The sequence below is a fragment of the Oceanobacillus oncorhynchi genome (assembly GCF_000821065.1).
Classification (GTDB): Bacteria; Bacillota; Bacilli; order Bacillales; family Amphibacillaceae; genus Oceanobacillus; species Oceanobacillus oncorhynchi.
On record NZ_CDGG01000001.1, the window covers coordinates 986,717 to 1,005,510 of the forward strand.

Consider the following 18,794-nt stretch of genomic DNA (forward strand, 5'->3'; position numbering starts at 1 on the left):
ATATTTTACAAATCAATCGCAGTAACAGATTTAATTTCGTCTAATAATGCAATTTCGGAAAGAGCTTTATCTTCTAAATGACGATCAATGGTCAGCAGCATAATGGCATTTCCACCTACATCTGAACGATCCACCTGCATGGTAGCAATGTTGATATTATGCTCTGCAAATGCACTTCCCATGCGTCCGATAACACCAGGCTGGTCAATATGCTGGATAACAACCATATGTCCTTCTGGAGTCGCATCCACCTGATAGCCATCAACACGGACAAGGCGTGCTCCGAGACCGTTTAATAGTGTTCCGGCAACTTTTCTGCTTCCGGAAGGTCCAGTTACTTCTATCGTAATCAGATTTGTAAATCCTTTTTGTGCCGATGTTTTGCTTTCGCTGACAGTAATTCCTTTACGATCCGCCAAGTATAATGCGTTGACATCATTTACACGGCTGCCGAGGAATCGTTTCAGGATACCTTTCACTGCATTGCGAGTGACCGGACCTGTTTCGATGTCACTTAATTCGCCGGAGTACGTAATACGAATGTCATTTATGACTTCATTTGCTAAATCGATAATAAATGTACCCAGTTTTTCCGCTAAATAGAAATAAGGCTCGATTTGATGCATTGCTTCACTAGGGATAGAAGGCATGTTCACTGGGTGGCGGACTGCTTTACCTTCTAAGAAGCGGATAACATCATGGCTGACATCGATGGCTACAATCTCTTGCGCTTCGATTGTGCTGGCGCCTAAATGCGGTGTTGCCACAACCTCTGGCAGGGTGAGTAATTTATGTTCTGTAAAAGGCTCCTGCTCAAATACATCCAATGCCGCACCCGCTACTTTTCCAGAAACAATCGCGTCATACAAAGCATCCTCATCAATAATTCCGCCGCGGGCGCAGTTAACAATTTGTACGCCATCCTTCATCAATTCAAAGGCTTCTGCGTTAATTAGATGTTTTGTTTCTTTTAACAGCGGTGTATGCACTGTAATGAAATCACCCGCTCGAAGCACTTCCTCTAACGTAGCATTTGTTATTCCCATCCGCTCTGCTTTTTCATCGGTTAAGAATGGGTCATAAGCAACTACATTCATGCGCTGTCCTTTGGCGCGTTTCGCTACTTCGGCACCAATTCTTCCCAGTCCTACAACGCCCAGTGTTTTTTGTTTTAATTCCACACCGACAAAACGTTTGCGGTCCCATTGCTTTTGTTTTAAAGCATAGAAAGCCTGCGGGATATTTCTGGACAGGGACATAATCATAGCCACAGTATGCTCAGCAGCAGAATTGGTATTTCCGTTCGGTGCATTTACGACAATAATTCCATTTTCTGTTGCTGCTTCCAAATCAATATTATCTACGCCGACTCCGGCACGTCCGACAATTTTCAAGCGGGATGCTTTTTCCAGTAAAGGACGTGTAACCTGTGTCTGGCTGCGAACGAGTAAAGCATCGAATTGGTCGATATTTTCTAAGAGCGCTGCTTCATCCCAGCCTGGATTTTTAACAATCTCTATATTTTCTATTTCTCTTAATGGTTTAATTCCTTCGTCACTTAATGGATCACTGACTAATACACGATATGTCATGAGTTACTTTTCCTCCTGTTGCAAATAAATTTCTTGGGCAGCCTGAACCCCTTTGCCAAGCTGGATATCTTTTCCGATTTTCACAAGACCGATTTCGATTAAGCTGATTGTTTGCAGCACGTCAGCAGGAGAGCAATAGCCCATGTGCCCGACACGGAAAATCGATCCTTTCAGGTGCTGCTGTCCGCCGGCCATGGTTAAATTGAAATGTTCCTTGACTGCAGAACGGAGCGTCTCTGAATCAAAGTCAGCGGGCCGGACCGCTGTTACGGTTGGAGAAGCATCTTCATCTGCTGCCAGTAAAGGAATATCCAGTGCTTTAAAAGCAGCTCTTGTCATATCACGCATAACGATATGCCGGTGGTACACATTTTCCAGGCCTTCCTCTTCCAGCAGATTCAGAACTTGATCGAGTCCAAATAAAAGGGAAAGCGCAGGTGTATACGGTGTAGATACTTTTTCTAAGTTTTTCCGGTAAACGCGCATATCTAAATAGAAGCGCGGCTGCGGATTGTCTTCAATAACCTTCCAGGCACGCTCGCTTGCTGCAATGAACATTAAACCGGCCGGCAGCATAAATGCTTTCTGTGAACCTGTTACATAAATGTCCACACCCCATTCGTCCATGTTAGCTTCCACGCCGCCCAGGCAGGACACACCATCCACAACGAAAAGAGCATCAGAAGATTCATGTATGGTTTTGGCAAGCTGCTCAATTGGATTTAAAATACCGGTAGAGGTTTCACAATATGTAGCAAAGACTACCTTGATTTCCGGATGTGCTTGTAAATATTCTTGAACGGCTTGAGGATCAATTGTATCTCCCCATTCCACATCAATTCGGTGCAGCTTTAATTGAAAAGCATCGCATATTTTTGCAAAACGATCACCAAATGCTCCGCTGACGATAACAAGAACATCATCTCCCGGGTGTGCAGCGTTGCTGACAGCCATTTCTAAACCTGCTGTCCCGCTCCCGGCAACAGGAATCACATCCTGCTTCGTTCCAAATACAGATTTTAGCTTTGGAAGAATCCGTTCTAATAATTCTTTCGTTTCTTTCCCGCGGTGACCGATCATAGTCTGGTTCATTGCGCGCCCTACACTTGGAGGGATAGGACTCGGCCCAGGTATTCTTAGAATGTGCTGATCTTTTAGCATGAATGGTAAGCTCCTTTAAAATGAATTTAATAAATGGAATATCAATAAGTACCAAACTGGTATTATTGGATATTATAGCAACTTTTCAAGAATCCAGTTTTATAAAAAAATACAATGTCTTTAAAATGTTTTATTGGCAAACAATGTAACATTTTTTATAAGGTTAAGATACTTTTGTGAGGTTAAAAACGGATGTTTATCGATATCCAATTAATAACATACGGATATTTTAACATAAAAGTATTTAAAAATGCAGATTCATATGAAAAAGTATTTCTTACCAATATAGCAACCTCAACCGTATTGTCAACATAAAGTTACATATTATATGGGCGCAGCAGAGAAGAGAATTGTCGTTAAGGAGAGACATTAAAAAATTTAAAACCCGTTCATTCCGGCATAGAAATCGCTTTCCAGGATGTTTATAAAAAAGAAAAAACACTAAATAAATTGAACTATGCGAATATTATACCTATAATAGTCGAAAAAGGAAGGTGTAAAAATGGAGAAAGATTTAAGGATAAAAAGTAAAGCTTTTGACGGCACCATGCGAGCTCCTAATAGGGCGATGCTACGTGCAGTCGGGGTGACCGATGAGGATTTTAAAAAACCGATGGTCGGAGTTGCCAGTACATGGGCAGAGGTAACGCCGTGTAATATCCATTTGAATGATTTAGCTTTAGTTGCTAAAAAAGGAGTTAGAAAAGTTGACGGTGTGCCGTTAATTTTTAACACAATCACCGTATCTGACGGTATTTCTATGGGAACACAGGGAATGCGCTATTCTCTTCCTAGCAGAGATTTGATTGCTGACTCCATCGAAACAGTTGTCGGTGCAGAAAATTTAGACGGTCTTGTTGCGATAGGCGCTTGTGATAAGAATATCCCTGGATGTATGATGGCAATTGCCAATGCAGAGGTTCCGGCAATTTTTGTATATGGCGGAACCATTGCACCTGGAAATCTTGATGGAAAAGACATTGATATTGTTTCTGTATTTGAAGGTGTCGGGCAGCATAATGCAGGGAAAATCGATGATAAACAGATGAATCGGATTGAATGTCATGCCTGTCCGGGCGCAGGGGCATGCGGCGGGATGTATACCGCAAATACAATGGCTTCCGCAGCAGAAGCCATGGGATTAAGCTTACCGGGAAGCTCTTCCAATCCGGCAGAATCACAGGAAAAACTTGCCGATGTGGAAGCAGCAGGGGAAGCCATCAGAACATTGTTGGAAAAAGGAATCTATCCAAAAGATATAATGACTAAAGAGGCTTTTGAAAATGCGATTACTGTTGTGATGGCACTAGGCGGCTCTACGAATGCTATTCTTCACTTGCTGGCAGTTGCTCATGCAGCAGAAGTGGACTTAACCATAGACGACTTTAACCGTCTTCAGGAAAAAGTGCCGCATCTTGCTGATTTAAAGCCAAGCGGGCAATTTGTATTCCAGGATCTTCACAATGTTGGCGGTGTCCAGGCAGTAATGAAAATGCTTTATGAAAATGACTATCTGCATGGAGACTGTATGACGGTTACTGGGAAAACTATTAAAGAGAATTTAGAGGATGCACCATCATTAAAAGAAGGTCAAAAAGTAATTATGCCATTAAATGAACCAAAAAGAGAAGATGGACCTTTGATTGTTCTAAAAGGGAACCTTTCTCCAACAGGCGCGGTAGCAAAAGTATCCGGAGTGAAAGTAACCAGACATACCGGTCCTGCACGCGTATTTAATACCGAAGCAGAAGCAACAAAAGCCGTGATGAATAATGAAATTAAAGACGGCGATGTACTTATTATCCGTTATGTAGGTCCAAAAGGCGCACCAGGGATGCCGGAAATGCTTTCAATTTCCAGTATTCTAGTCGGGAAAGGAATGGGAGAAACCGTAGCATTGCTGACAGATGGACGTTTTTCTGGGGGCACACATGGTTTAGTAGTAGGACATATCTCTCCGGAAGCACAATCTGGCGGACCAATCGCACTCCTTGAAGAAGGCGACAGTGTCACTATCGATTCATCCACGAAGGAAATCTTTGTGGATCTGTCTGATGAAGAATTGGACAAGCGTCGTAAAGCATGGGAAGCGCCGGAATTATATAAAAAAGGTATCTTAGGCAAATACGCACATAATGTAAAATGTTCTTCTAAAGGTGCTGTCACTGACTATTTGAATCGTGATTAACATAATTAAATTTATAGAACCTCCATCAGGTGATTCGATTATCATCTGATGGAAGTTCTTCATGTTTAAATGGAGGGGGATTTAAATTAATTTGTTAGGATGGCCGGGTTGAAGCAGCAGTATAAGCACTTTGCCAAAGTATCTAACCTAAGAAAAATAAGCTGTAATCTAATTTTAACAAAAAATACGATGACAATATATATCAGCAATGTAAACGCATACATAAAATCAGACTAAATAGAATTATTAAAAAAATTACAAAATACTATTGACTATCATACGGAAACAAGATATGATTATTCGCAATATAAGATATTTCTTAACGAAACATTTTTAAAATATCAAGAAGTTATTACTTCACCAATATATTAAATACGTTGACGGGAAAAAAGGAAAAGACCATAGCTTTTACAGAGATCTGGGGGTGCTGGAAGCCCAGAATAGCTACTTATTCCGACATCGTCCCTGAGTGTCACATGGAAAGGAATATTCCAATTATATGTGACCAGGTGCATGGTAATCTATGTACCTGTTATCAAACATAGCTCTAGCAGCTATTGAGGCAAAGTTTGAAAGAACTTTGTAAAACTGGGTGGTACCGTGAAAAGCAGATCCTTTTCGCCCCATACATGATAGGAAAGCATGTACATGGGGGGAAAAGGGTCTTTTTTAATTATTTTCGTAAAAACCCGAAACCAATCGCATGACAAATAGTTAGTTTAATTGAAAATTTCAGTTTTTTTAGCAAATAGGAAAATATCAGCGTATTCCATTTGTGTAACACAATCATTCATCCGAAAGCGTGGTGAATGGCACGTTTTCTAAAAGAAAAAGGAGGGGCATTGTTGTGAAAGTTAATGCAAATCAAGGGGTAGAAGTGAAGAGTAATTTGGTCACAGGGTCTGATTTGTTAGTGCAGGCATTGGAAAAAGCAGGTGTTGAAGTAGTGTTTGGTTACCCGGGAGGTGCTGTTTTACCAATTTATGATGCGCTGCACCGTAACGATACAACCTTCAAGCATGTACTTTCGCGACATGAGCAAGGCTCCATACATGCGGCGGAAGGTTATGCAAGAGTGTCAGGGAAACCAGGTGTTGTTATTGCAACCTCAGGCCCGGGGGCAACGAATTTAATTACAGGAATTACGGATGCCATGATGGATTCGATTCCATTAGTTGTATTCACGGGGCAGGTTGCGAAGCAGGTTATTGGGACAGATGCTTTTCAGGAAGCAGATGTCATGGGAATCACGACACCAGTTACAAAGTATAATTACCAGGTAAATGATATCGCGGACTTGCCGAGAATCGTGAACGAGGCATTTCATGTTGCAACAACAGGGAGACCAGGTCCGGTAGTTATTGACATTCCTAAAAGTATTTCCGAAACTGTAACAATCAATGATTACGAGGATGATTTTTATTTGCCGGGCTATCAGCCGACAGTTTATCCGAACCCGATGCAAATCTCAAAAGTAACGGATGAACTAAGCAAAGCAGAAAAGCCGGTCATACTCGCTGGAGCAGGAATTTTAATTGCAGGAGCAACAGAAGAGTTAAAGCAATTTGTCAACAATTGGGAGATTCCGGTTGTCACGACACTGCTGGGACTGGGAAGCTATCCCGGCGGAGATAACCTGTCGCTTGGCATGGGCGGAATGCATGGAACGTATGCAGCAAATAGAGCCATTTATGAAAGTGACTTGCTTATCAATATCGGAGCACGGTTTGATGATCGATTGACTGGAAATCTGCAGCATTTTGCTCCTAATGCAAAAGTAGCTCATATCGATATTGACCCAGCTGAAATAGGGAAAAACGTTGAAACAGCAATCCCAATCGTAGCAGATGCGAAACAGGCGTTGAACGTACTTCTGCTGCAGGAAGTAAACCGCGGAGATTATACAGCCTGGTTAGATAAAATCAAGAAGAATCAAAAAGAATATCCGTTATGGTACAACCGCGAGGATAACCCAATCAGCCCGCAATGGCTAATCGAGCAGGTATATGAAAAGTCGAATGGAGAAGCGGTTGTGACAACCGATGTAGGACAGCATCAAATGTGGGCAGCTCAGTTCTACACCTTCAAGAACCCGGATAATTGGGTGACTTCTGGAGGGCTTGGCACGATGGGCTTTGGTTTTCCTGCAGCAATCGGCGCACAAATCGCCAAGCCGGATAAGATGGTTATCTCTATCGTAGGAGATGGCGGTTTTCAAATGACATTGCAGGAGCTGTCTATCTTGAAAACACAGAATTTGCCAGTAAAAGTGGTTATTCTGAATAATGAAGCACTTGGAATGGTAAGACAGTGGCAGGAAACATTTTATGAAGAACGTTACTCTCATTCCTTATTTTCAGAAAACCCTGATTTTGTGAAACTGGCAGAGAGTTATGGAATCAAAGGAATGCGTGTAGAGGATGAAAAGAATGTTCCAGATGCGCTGGAGGAAGCTTTCTCGCATGATGGCCCGGTTGTTATTGACTGCCGGATTGAAAGACAGACATGTGTATACCCGATGATTGCACCAGGCAAAGGAATGCACGAAATGATTGGGGTGACAAAATAAAATGAAACGGATAATCATTGCCACCGTTCAAGATCGCGGCGGGGTATTAAATCGAATCACTGGCATGCTCCACAGACGCCAGTTCAATATTGAAAGTATTTCTGTCGGCGCTTCGGATGTAAAAGGTATTTCCAAAATGACATTTGTTGTCGAAATTTCGGATAAGCAGAAGCTGGAGCAATTAACGAAGCAGCTGAATAAACAAATCGATGTCATTAAGGTTTTAGATGTCACAGATAAAGCCATTGTGACTAGAGAACTCGCTTTAGTAAAAGTGGTCGCGAACAATCAGACGAGACCTGAAATTATGACACTGATTACGGCATTCCGTGCAGATGTAATTGATATCAGCAAAGACAGCCTGATGATACAGGTTACCGGCAAGCCGGAAAAAGTCGATGCATTGATTGGATTGCTGCGGCCATATGGCATCAAAGATTTAACAAAAACAGGATTAACAGCATTTCCAAGAGGTTATCAACCTGAACAAGGTTTTAGTGAGCTGAACAATATGTCAGCCCATGGATAATAAATAATTATAATAATAGACAAAGATGAGAGGGAGATTACATTATGGCAAAAGTATTATACAACAAGGATATCAATCAAGAGGTACTAAGAGATAAAAAAATCGCAATTATTGGATATGGTTCACAAGGTCATGCACATGCAATGAACTTAAGAGATTCGGGATTTGATGTTATCGTCGGCTTGCGTCCAGGAAAGTCACAGCAAAAAGCAGAAGCAGACGGTTTTGAAGTATTTTCAGTAGCAGAAGCAACAGCTCAGGCTGATTTAGTAATGGTATTACTTCCAGATGAAATGCAGCCAAAAGTATATGAAGAAAGCATCAAGGATAACTTGCAGGAAGGAAATGCATTAGCATTTGCTCATGGGTTTAATATCCACTTTACACAAATCGTGCCTCCTTCAAATGTAGATGTGTTCTTAGCAGCACCAAAAGGACCTGGACATTTAGTACGACGCACGTATGAAGAAGGAGCTGGCGTACCAGGATTATACGGTGTGGAACAAGATTACACTGGAAATGCAAAAGAAGTAGCACTTGCTTACTCTTATGGTATCGGCGCAGCAAGAGCAGGCGTATTGGAAACCAGCTTCCAGGAAGAAACAGAAACAGATCTATTCGGAGAACAGGCTGTACTGTGCGGTGGAGCTACTGCACTTGTAAAAGCAGGATTTGAAACATTGACAGAAGCAGGCTATCAGCCGGAAGTAGCATACTTTGAGTGTCTGCATGAATTAAAACTAATCGTTGACCTGCTTTATGAAGGTGGATTAGAAAACATGCGTTATTCTATCTCCGATACAGCACAATGGGGCGACTTCGTATCTGGACCTCGTGTTGTTGATGAAGGAACAAAAGAGCGTATGAAGGATATTCTTTCTGATATCCAAAATGGTACCTTTGCGAAAGGCTGGATTTCCGAAAACCAAACAGGCCGTCCGCAGTTTAACGCAATCAATCGTCGTGAAAATCAACATCAAATTGAAGTTGTTGGAAGAGAACTGCGTGCTTTAATGCCATTTGTTAAAAAACCAATTAACGATGTAACGGAAAAAAATGAAAAGGCACACGCTCAAAATTAAGTTTTTTGATACGGCTCTTAAAGATGGTGAGCAGTCGCCCAGTGTTGATTTAAACTAATAATCTAAGCAGCTTGAAAAAATAGAAGATGGATTGGAAGGAGGCTGGATTTCCAGCCTCCTTCAATGGACGTATGAAACCAGCTATTCAGATCTTCCTTGCAGCCCTGTTTGTATATAGCGCGTATCAATCAAAAGAAGGCACCAGGCACCTGAGGAAATTGTCGAAACAGGTGTAAACAGGCTTTCTTAGGTAAAAGGGGGTTTGGAGATGCGACGTGTTTCGACAAACTTCCATAAATGCATTTGTTCAAGCGGTGAAATGTTACTTTGTTCAAAAGAATACTACTATTAAACAGCTCGTTCACGAGTAAGAAGAAGGAGAAATAATAATGGAAAAGAAAATTGTCCTGTTACCTGGAGATGGAATTGGTAAAGAAATTATGGAGTCAGCAAAAAAGGTACTCGCAGCGATTGAAAGTGAATATCATCATCGGTTTATTCTCCAGGAGTGTGCAATTGGCGGAGATGCTCTTGACCGTTATGGTGTGCCATTGCCAGATGATACACTTCATGCATGTAACGAAGCAGATGCTGTCTTGCTCGGGTCAGTGGGAGGTCCTAAATGGGATAATCAGCCGCCGAAATTCAGACCGGAAAAAGGGTTGCTGGGAATTCGCAAAGGCTTAGGCTTATTTGCAAATCTGCGCCCTGTGAAGACATTCCCGCCCCTGTTACATGCCTCTCCTTTAAAAGAAGAAATTGTCAAAGATTCTGATATGATGATTGTTCGTGAATTGACTGGCGGTTTGTATTTCGGCGAACCTAGTGAACGCAGAAACAATGGAGAAGACGTGGTAGATACACTCGCTTATTCGAGACACGAGATTGAAAGAATCGTAGAAAAGGGCTTTGAGTCTGCACAAATACGTAATAAGCATCTAACTTCGGTGGATAAAGCAAATGTATTAGAATCCAGCCGGGTCTGGAGAGAAATCGTAAATGAAAAAGCAGTTGATTATCCAGATGTAGAAGTAGAGCATTTGCTGGTAGATGCCGCTGCAATGAAGCTGATTACCAACCCAAGCGGATTTGATGTAGTTGTCACAGAGAATTTATTTGGCGACATTTTAAGCGATGAAGCTTCGGTTCTGACAGGATCGCTTGGCATGCTTCCATCAGCAAGTGTCCGCACAGACGGTTTAGGAATGTATGAGCCGGTCCATGGTTCAGCTCCTGATATCGCTGGAAAAGGAATTGCGAATCCAATCGGCATGATTTTATCCACGGCATTAATGCTGGAATACTCCCTGGGGATGCAGGAAGAAGCGAAAGCAATCGAATCCGCGGTGATGGATTGCCTGGAGCAGGGCTATCATACAGCAGATTTAAAAATTAAAGATGGCAAACAAATGAGTACAGATGAAATAACAGAAGCGATTATCGAAAATTTAACGACAAAGTGTATTTCTGATTCAATTTGTAGCTCTTATGTATAAGGAAGTTCAAAAAGTCACCAAATGATAAGCGGCGAATCTCCGCGTTGACGTGTCTTTTCCGATACTCACGTATTTAAAAACATACGCTCCGTTCGTAAAAGCCACGTCGCCTTGACCTTCTTGCTTCTAATTTGGCGCCTTTTTGAACACGTATTATAAGAAAGTTGAACTATTTTAAGGACGATATGTATCGTTTCGGAGGTGTAGAAATTGGGAAAGGCTTTGACAGCATTTGAAAAAATTTGGAATAAGCATGTTGTAAAAGAAGAGGAAGGAAAGCCGGCTCTTTTATATATCGACCAGCATCTTGTTCATGAGGTAACGTCTCCGCAGGCGTTTGAAGGTTTAAGGCTGAATGGACGAAAGGTAAGGCGTCCGGATTTAACCTTTGCTACAATGGATCACAACGTTCCAACTATTAACAGAGAAAACATGAAGGACGAAATTTCCAAAAAACAAATGGAAGCTCTAAAAAAGAATTGTGCCGATTTTGGCGTGAAGCTGGCGGATATGTATCATCCGGATCAAGGGATTGTCCATATCATTGGGCCGCAGTTAGGTTTAACCCAACCGGGAAAAACCATTGTTTGCGGGGATAGCCATACATCCACACATGGAGCATTTGGAGCATTTGCATTTGGGATTGGAACCAGTGAAGTAGAGCATGTTTTGGCAACACAGACAATCTGGCAAGACAAACCTAAAACATTGAATGTTCAAGTCGTTGGAGATTTAGGCGTTGGAGTGACAGCGAAAGATTTGATTCTGGCGATTATTGCAAAATTCGGCGTTCGTTTTGGAACAGGATATGTAATGGAATACACTGGTGACGCCATTCGTAAATTAACGATGGAAGAGAGAATGACGGTTTGTAATATGTCCATTGAAGCTGGCGCACGTGCCGGTTTAATCAGTCCGGATGAAACAACCGTAGAATTCCTTCGCGGCCGTGAAATGGTTCCAGAAGGAGAAGCTTTTGAAGCTTTAGCAGAAGAATGGTTAGCACTGGCAACAGATGAGGGTGCAGAATTTGATCATACCGTTACCATCTATGCAGACGAAATTGAACCACAGGTAACCTGGGGAACAAACCCTGGAATGGGCGTTCCAGTCAATGCTTCTACACCGACAATTGCCGACTCAGAGTATCCGGACGAAGTAGAACGTGCTCTGACCTATATGGATTTAGAAGAAAATCAGCCGATCACATCGATTCATGTCGATCATGTCTTTATTGGGTCTTGTACGAATTCCCGATTGAGTGACCTGAAAAAAGCCTCGAAAATTGTAGAAGGCAAGAAGGTAAAAGACGGTATTAAAGCAATCGTGGTACCTGGATCATTTTTGGTAAAACAGCAGGCGGAGGAAATCGGCCTTGATAAAATCTTTATAGATGCCGGATTTGAGTGGAGAAATTCAGGCTGCAGTATGTGTCTGGGAATGAATGATGATATTGTCCCTGCTGGCGGCAGATGTGCATCGACGTCAAACCGGAACTTTGAAGGAAGACAAGGAAATGGAGCGCGCACACACTTGGTAAGTCCAGAAATGGCGGCTGCAGCAGCAATTGAAGGACATTTTGTAGACGTGAGAAAATATGTTGGAGTACCGAGTTAGGAGGAGTAGATGATGGAAGCTTTTAAAGAGCATAAAGGAATTGCTGCTCCGTTAAATCGCAGTAACGTAGATACAGATCAGATTATACCGAAGCAATTTTTAAAACGAATTGAACGCACCGGCTTTGGTGAATTTTTATTTTTCCATTGGCGTTTTGACGATGACGGGAACTTACGTGATGATTTTGTTTTAAATCAGCCCAAATATGAAAATGCTACAGTGCTTTTAGCAGGCGATAATTTTGGCTGCGGCTCCTCCCGTGAGCATGCACCATGGGCATTGGAGGATTACGGATTTAAAGTAATTATTGCTCCGGACTTTGCCGATATTTTTTATAATAATTCGTTGAAAAACGGCATATTAGTAATAAAGATGAATGAAGAACAGGTGCAGCAATGGATGAAAAAAGCGGAAGATGGTTTAACCCTGGATGTTGATCTAGAAAATCAGAAAATTACAGATGCAGATGGCACGGTTGTTTCCTTTGATATTCCAGCTTACCATAAGGAAAAGCTTCTTAACGGCTGGGACGATATCGCACTGACGCTTTTAGAAGAAGATGCGATTAAGGCATTTGAAGAAAAACGTGCTTAGAGATGATAAGCAGCTTTAATTATGAGAAAATAGAGAGATAGATAGAAAACTATAATGAATAAGAGGACTGAAGGAGTGTGGATTCACTTGGGGATCGCTTAACTGGTGAAAAAGTATATCAAGCATGGAAGAAATTAAAGCCAATTGTTCATCAAACACCGCTGTTAACATCACATACAACAGATGAATTAGTAGGGAAGCATGTCTATTGTAAGATGGAAAATCAGCAAAAAACGGGTGCATTTAAGTTTCGGGGCGCAAGTTACAAACTGATGCAGATGACAGATGAAGAGCTTGAGAATGGTGTTATTACTGCATCTGCCGGAAATCATGCGCAGGGAGTTGCACATGCCGCATCCAAATTAGGTGTGAAGGCAACAATATTTATGTCAGAGGGCACACCGCTTGCGAAAGTGAATGCAACCAGAAATTATGGTGCAGATGTTATCCTGACAGGAGAGAGCTTTCAAGAAGCTTATCAGGCCTCACTGGAGCATCAGCTGAAAACTGGCGCAACCTATATTCATCCTTTCGACGATCATGATATTATGGCTGGACAAGGTACTATTGCTATGGAGCTGCTGCGTCAGGAAGACCGTATCGATACGATTTTAGTACCAATTGGCGGCGGCGGTTTAATCAGTGGAATTGCAGTTGCTGCTAAGCATATCAACCGAAATATCAAAGTGATTGGTGTACAGGCTGAAGGAGCTGCAGCTATTTATGACAGCTATCGCACTAAACAGGTGAAAAAATGGACGCAGGTGAACACCATTGCAGAAGGTATTGCAGTAAAGGAACCCGGAAAGCATACTTTACCGATCATCCGGGAATATGTCGATGATATTGTCACTGTAACTGATGAACAAATTGCTGCAGCGATTATATATATGCTTGAACGGAATAAAACATTGATGGAAGGAGCTGGAGCAGCCGCTCTGGCAGCCCTATTCGCACATCATCATCAGCTTCGTTCTAGACATTGCGGAGTCATCGTGAGTGGTGGGAACCTCGATATCGGGAACATGCAGCGAATTCAAGAGTTATCCGAAAAGTATAAGCCAAAAAAAGTTAAATCATATGTCGCTTTGTAAAATGAAACTTCATTCCGTAAGGGAAACCTTATGGAATGAAGTTTTTTAGTGTTGTGAAAAATGAATAGAAACAAAAAGGTCTGCAGATAAAATCAAATTTTGTTGCATTTTCTAAAATCGTTTCAAGATAATAGATAAATGTTTAACGTTAAAATATCCAATTTAATCCTGTTTTAAAGGTATATCCACCTTTATTAAATTGTTAATATATGTTAAAAATGACGGTATGTAGATGACTCTGACCGATAAAACGACACGAAAGAAAAGAGAAAGAATGAAAAAAATTATTCCGGTTTTTGTAGTAAATTATTGGAATAATCCCTTGGTTTTAAAGGATTTTAATGTCGTAAAGGAAAAAATGTATATCGTTTCCAATTTTATTTTTTGCCAAAATCTATTGATTTTAGGGAGGTTATAAACTATAATTTCAAAGTATATTAAGGTTTGTTTACGATAAGTTTTCGAACTTTAACTTTTTGAAATAAAAATGCAATATTTTATAAGAGTCAGAGATGAGAGAAAATAGAATAGATTTTACTGTATTAAAGCGATAAAATTCTCGTTTATTTACGGACAATTTTCAGAAAAATTTCAACAGTTATACTTTTATCATACTACATAATGTTATACGAGATAAAACAGTCGCTTAATCGGTGCACTAGATTTATATCATAGATGATTGCTGCAGCAATTATAAAACGAAACTTCAGCCAGTGGAAGTTGAGTGATTCAGGGAGATAACGGACGGTTCTCCGTGATAAAACAGATATGATTTAGTAGAAGAGCAGAGCTTAGACCAGGAATGTTTGTACAAATCTTTTTAGTTAGGAATTAATTAAAATGAATGAGTGTACATGCATTTTTTTATTCAGAAATTACTCAAATTTTTGTCATCTGAGTATTCAATAAATAGAAAAGGAGGGGGCTGAAATTTTTACGGAGAGATTCATACAGCGTAGAGAAAACAATTTGAGTAAGGGGGGACACGGGTTTGAGTAATGAATTGCTAAAAATAAAAAACCTTAAAACATCTTTTCGGATTGACGATGAATATTACGCAGCGGTGGATGATGTAACGCTTACGTTGAATAAAAATGAAATATTGGGGATTGTTGGAGAATCCGGTTCAGGAAAAAGCGCTTTGGCATTTTCAATCATGCGTTTACACACGAGAGCGAAAATAGAGGGAGAAATTTCGTTAAATAATCAAAATATTGTTAAGATGCCAAAATCGAAGCTGAACAAAATACGCGGAGACGAGATGGCGATGATTTTCCAGGATCCGCTGACTGCATTAAACCCATTGATGCCCATTGGCAGGCAAATTGAAGAGAACTTATTTTTGCATAATAAAAAACTGGGGCAGCAGGGCAGAAAGAAACGCACGATTGAATTGCTTAATTTAGTAGGCATTCCAAGACCAGAGCGAGTTTATGAGCAATTTCCACATGAATTATCCGGAGGGATGAGGCAGCGTGTCATTATAGCAATTGCAATTGCCAATGATCCAGAGCTGTTGATTGCTGATGAGCCGACTACTGCTTTGGATGTGACGATTCAGGCGCAAATTCTTGATTTAATCCAAGAATTAAAACAAAAAATACATGCAGGGATTATTTTGATCACTCATGATTTAGGCGTTGTTGCGGAAATGGCTGACCGGGTGGCGGTTATGTATGCTGGGCAAATTGTAGAAATAGCACCTGTGGATAAGTTGTTTGCTAATCCGCTTCATCCTTATACAAGATCCTTATTAAATTCGGTGCCGACAGAAGGACAGGACAGGCTTCATGTGATTCAAGGTGTTGTGCCGACGTTAAAAAACCTGCCGAGAACAGGCTGTCGTTTTGCAGAGCGTATCCCTTGGGTCGATGCATCTCATCACGAGGAGAACCCAGACTTACATGAAGTGGAACCTGGGCATTTTGTCAGATGTACTTGTTATAAGCATTTTTACTTCCCGGATAATAAGGAGGAACAGGAAAATGGCGTTTCTTGATGTGAAAGATTTACAAGTATACTTCCCGATTAAGGGTGGAATTTTAAATCGAACGGTTGACCATATACGTGCGGTTGACGGGGTATCTTTTGAACTGGAGCAAGGGAAGACATATGGATTGGTAGGAGAATCTGGTTCTGGAAAATCAACCACAGGGCGTGCGATTATTGGTTTGGAAGATGTGACTTCTGGACAAGTTTTGTTTAATGGAAAAGACGTTACTGATAAAAAAGCAAAAACCAAAGACTTCCGAAAAGATGTCCAAATGATTTTTCAAGATCCTTATTCTTCGTTAAATCCAAGGAAAAGGGTATTGGACATTGTGGCAGAGCCCCTTCGGAACTATGAAAAATTATCAAAATTAGAAGAGAGGAAACGTGTACAGGAGCTTTTAGATATCGTTAATGTGAGTTCTGACAGTATTTTTAAATATCCGCATGAATTTTCTGGCGGGCAGAGACAGCGTATCGGAATTGCCAGAGCGATTGCTTTAAAACCGAAACTGATTATTGCAGATGAACCTGTGTCTGCTTTGGATGTTTCTGTACAGGCGCAGGTGCTTAATTTTCTTCAGGAAATCCAGAAAGAATTGAATCTAACCTATCTCTTTATCAGCCATGATTTGGGAGTGGTAAAGCATATGTGTGACAATATCTCAATCATGTATAAAGGAAGGTATGTGGAACAGGGCAGCACAAAAGACATCTTTGAAAACCCACAGCACATTTATACAAAACGGTTAATTGCAGCTATTCCCGATATTGATCCTAAAAATCGTGAGAGGCAATTTAAATTCCGACAAGAAATAGCAAAAGAATATCGTGAGTCTTATGATAGGTATTTTGACGGTAATGGGCTGGCTTTCGGTCTTCAGTCTATTTCTAGCACTCATAAAGTTGCTTTGCCAGAGAAAGGTTGATTCGTCTATGTGGAAATTTATTGTTAGAAGGCTATTAATTACATTTCCCCAAATTGTATTTTTAAGTGTGCTTGTATTTATTATGGCACAGCTTATGCCTGGGGATGCACTCACCGGTTTGATTGATCCGACAATTACACAGGAAGCTTTGGAAATTCAGCGTGAGCGGTTAGGGCTTAATAATCCATGGTATATCCAATATGCAGATTGGGTTACTGGCCTGGTACAGGGAGATTTAGGACAGTCCTATCGATTTAAAACGGATGTAACAGCGGTCATTTCTGAGCGATTAAATAATACAGTCCTGTTATCTGTTGTTGCACTTGTATTTACATATTTAATTGCCATCCCGCTTGGACTTATCAGCGGGCGTTATAATGATTCGCCTTTGGACTCAGCAATTACAGGCTACACCTACCTTGGTTTTGCTACACCTATTTTTATATTCGCTTTAGTTATTCTTTGGATTTTTGGGTACCAGCTGGGATGGTTTCCGACAAGCGGCAGTGTGGCTCCTGGAATGCAACCCGGGACAATGGAATATTACCTGAGTAAATTAAATCATTCACTTTTACCAGGAATATCCATCGCATTGATTTCTGTTGTCGGCACGGTGCAATATTTAAGAAGTGAAATTGTTGATACAAAGCAAAAGGATTTTATTATTACAGCAAGAGCAAAGGGAGCTTCTGAAAACCGTGTTTATAACAGACATATTTTCCGGAACTCAGTCCTGCCGATTGCAGCTTTCTTTGGCTGGGAAATCACATCTTTAATTACAGGTACTGTGTTTGTCGAGAGGATTTTCGGTTATCCAGGGATGGGGCTTTTATTCTTAGAATCAATCGGGCAGCGTGATTTTAGTGTTGTGACAGCACTTACCTTATTATTCGGTATTGCCAGCATCTTAGGTGCTTTATTATCGGATATTATCTTAGGTATGGTAGATCCGAGGATCCGTATTAAATAGAATTTTGACAGACACTGAGGTGAATAATATATGGAAGCTAATACGGCTAAAATTGCTGAACAAAAGAGTCCTTCTTCCCTTAATATCTTATTAAGGGAGTTGGTTCGGGATAAACTGGCTTTGGTTTCATTGATTTTCTTAATTTTAATTACCGCTTTCGTATTTGGAATTTCTTTATTTCTAAATCAGGCTGAAATTGTGACGGTGGATCTATTCGCTATTAATGAACCGCCTTCTGACCAATTTATATTAGGAACAGATTATGGCGGACGTGATGTATTTGGCCAATTAATTATTGGCACACGTAATTCTTTAGCAATTGGGTTTTTAGTAACAGTTATAAGCGGGGTATTCGGAATCGCTTTTGGTGTTGTATCTGGTTATTTTGGAGGGCACATCGATAATTTCATGATGCGTATTATCGACTTCTTTATGGTATTGCCATTTCTAATGATTATTATTGTTTTTGTAACGATGACACCAAGTTATGATATCTTCACTTTCGCTGTCATTATGGCAGCCTTTAACTGGATGGGAATAGCAAGGTTAATCCGCTCCAAAGCATTGCAGGAGAAAGAGCTTGATTATGCACAAGCATCGAAAACATTAGGCTCTTCTAACTTTAGCATTATTTTTAAACAGGTTTTACCCAACATTACATCCTTAATTATCGTAACGATGACGTTGAATTTAGCGCAAAATATTGGAATAGAGTCTGGATTATCCTTTCTAGGATTTGGTTTTCCTGAGGACACGCCGAGTTTAGGAACATTATTAGCTTATGCAACAAATCCGCAAACATTGGAATTTCGCTGGTGGATATGGGTGCCGGCTGCAGTATTGATTCTATTATTAATGCTAAGTGTCCGTAATGTCGGAGAAGCATTGCGGCGTGCGGCAGATGCAAGACAACGGAGAGGTTAGAAATTTATTCTGTTACTTACATCAATTACTTACATCAATTGCTTACAGCAGCTTGATGTT

The 18,794-nt window shown here is 40.8% G+C and carries 14 protein-coding genes; 12 read left to right on the forward strand and 2 right to left on the reverse strand.

Annotation, left to right across the window (positions count from 1 at the left end):
* Positions 1-5: 5 nt before the first annotated feature.
* Positions 6-1,592 carry a phosphoglycerate dehydrogenase gene (gene serA / locus BN997_RS04420; protein ID WP_042530017.1) on the reverse strand — a complete coding sequence of 529 codons (1,587 nt, stop codon included), beginning with the start codon at positions 1,590-1,592 and terminating at the stop codon, positions 6-8.
* Between the two features lie 3 nt (positions 1,593-1,595).
* The gene (locus tag BN997_RS04425) at positions 1,596-2,753 is read right to left on the reverse strand and encodes a pyridoxal-phosphate-dependent aminotransferase family protein (protein ID WP_042530019.1); all 1,158 of its coding nucleotides are present in this window, start codon (positions 2,751-2,753) and stop codon (positions 1,596-1,598) included.
* A 502-nt stretch (positions 2,754-3,255) separates the two neighbouring features.
* On the opposite strand from BN997_RS04425, the gene ilvD reads away from it, so the two are divergent.
* The 12 genes from ilvD (at position 3,256) to BN997_RS04485 (ending at position 18,734) form a co-directional block, all read left to right on the forward strand.
* A complete protein-coding gene (ilvD, locus tag BN997_RS04430; protein WP_042530021.1) occupies positions 3,256-4,941 on the forward strand; it encodes a dihydroxy-acid dehydratase in 1,686 nt (561 codons plus the stop codon).
* 847 nt (positions 4,942-5,788) lie between these two features.
* Positions 5,789-7,510: a biosynthetic-type acetolactate synthase large subunit gene (gene ilvB, locus BN997_RS04435; protein WP_042530023.1), complete on the forward strand. Its 1,722-nt coding sequence runs from the start codon at positions 5,789-5,791 to the stop codon at positions 7,508-7,510.
* A gap of 1 nt (position 7,511) precedes the next feature.
* On the forward strand, positions 7,512-8,039 hold the full coding sequence (gene ilvN / locus BN997_RS04440) for an acetolactate synthase small subunit (RefSeq protein ID WP_042530026.1): 528 nt from the start codon (positions 7,512-7,514) through the stop codon (positions 8,037-8,039).
* A 44-nt stretch (positions 8,040-8,083) separates the two neighbouring features.
* On the forward strand, positions 8,084-9,121 hold the full coding sequence (ilvC, locus tag BN997_RS04445; protein WP_042530028.1) for a ketol-acid reductoisomerase: 1,038 nt from the start codon (positions 8,084-8,086) through the stop codon (positions 9,119-9,121).
* Between the two features lie 389 nt (positions 9,122-9,510).
* The gene (gene leuB / locus BN997_RS04450; RefSeq protein WP_042530029.1) at positions 9,511-10,617 is read left to right on the forward strand and encodes a 3-isopropylmalate dehydrogenase; all 1,107 of its coding nucleotides are present in this window, start codon (positions 9,511-9,513) and stop codon (positions 10,615-10,617) included.
* A gap of 210 nt (positions 10,618-10,827) precedes the next feature.
* Positions 10,828-12,234: a 3-isopropylmalate dehydratase large subunit gene (gene leuC / locus BN997_RS04455; RefSeq protein ID WP_042530031.1), complete on the forward strand. Its 1,407-nt coding sequence runs from the start codon at positions 10,828-10,830 to the stop codon at positions 12,232-12,234.
* 12 nt (positions 12,235-12,246) lie between these two features.
* Positions 12,247-12,828 carry a 3-isopropylmalate dehydratase small subunit gene (leuD, locus tag BN997_RS04460; RefSeq protein WP_042530034.1) on the forward strand — a complete coding sequence of 194 codons (582 nt, stop codon included), beginning with the start codon at positions 12,247-12,249 and terminating at the stop codon, positions 12,826-12,828.
* A gap of 77 nt (positions 12,829-12,905) precedes the next feature.
* On the forward strand, positions 12,906-13,922 hold the full coding sequence (gene ilvA / locus BN997_RS04465) for a threonine ammonia-lyase (protein WP_042530036.1): 1,017 nt from the start codon (positions 12,906-12,908) through the stop codon (positions 13,920-13,922).
* A 991-nt stretch (positions 13,923-14,913) separates the two neighbouring features.
* A complete protein-coding gene (locus BN997_RS04470) occupies positions 14,914-15,921 on the forward strand; it encodes an ABC transporter ATP-binding protein (protein ID WP_042530038.1) in 1,008 nt (335 codons plus the stop codon).
* The gene (locus BN997_RS04475) at positions 15,908-16,840 is read left to right on the forward strand and encodes an ABC transporter ATP-binding protein (RefSeq protein ID WP_042530040.1); all 933 of its coding nucleotides are present in this window, start codon (positions 15,908-15,910) and stop codon (positions 16,838-16,840) included. The genes BN997_RS04470 and BN997_RS04475 overlap by 14 nt, the downstream gene beginning before the upstream one ends.
* Positions 16,841-16,847: 7 nt before the next feature.
* Positions 16,848-17,810, forward strand: a complete 963-nt coding sequence (gene opp4B / locus BN997_RS04480; RefSeq protein ID WP_042530042.1) for an oligopeptide ABC transporter permease — start codon at positions 16,848-16,850, stop codon at positions 17,808-17,810.
* A 30-nt stretch (positions 17,811-17,840) separates the two neighbouring features.
* On the forward strand, positions 17,841-18,734 hold the full coding sequence (locus BN997_RS04485) for an ABC transporter permease (RefSeq protein ID WP_042530044.1): 894 nt from the start codon (positions 17,841-17,843) through the stop codon (positions 18,732-18,734).
* Positions 18,735-18,794: the final 60 nt, after the last annotated feature.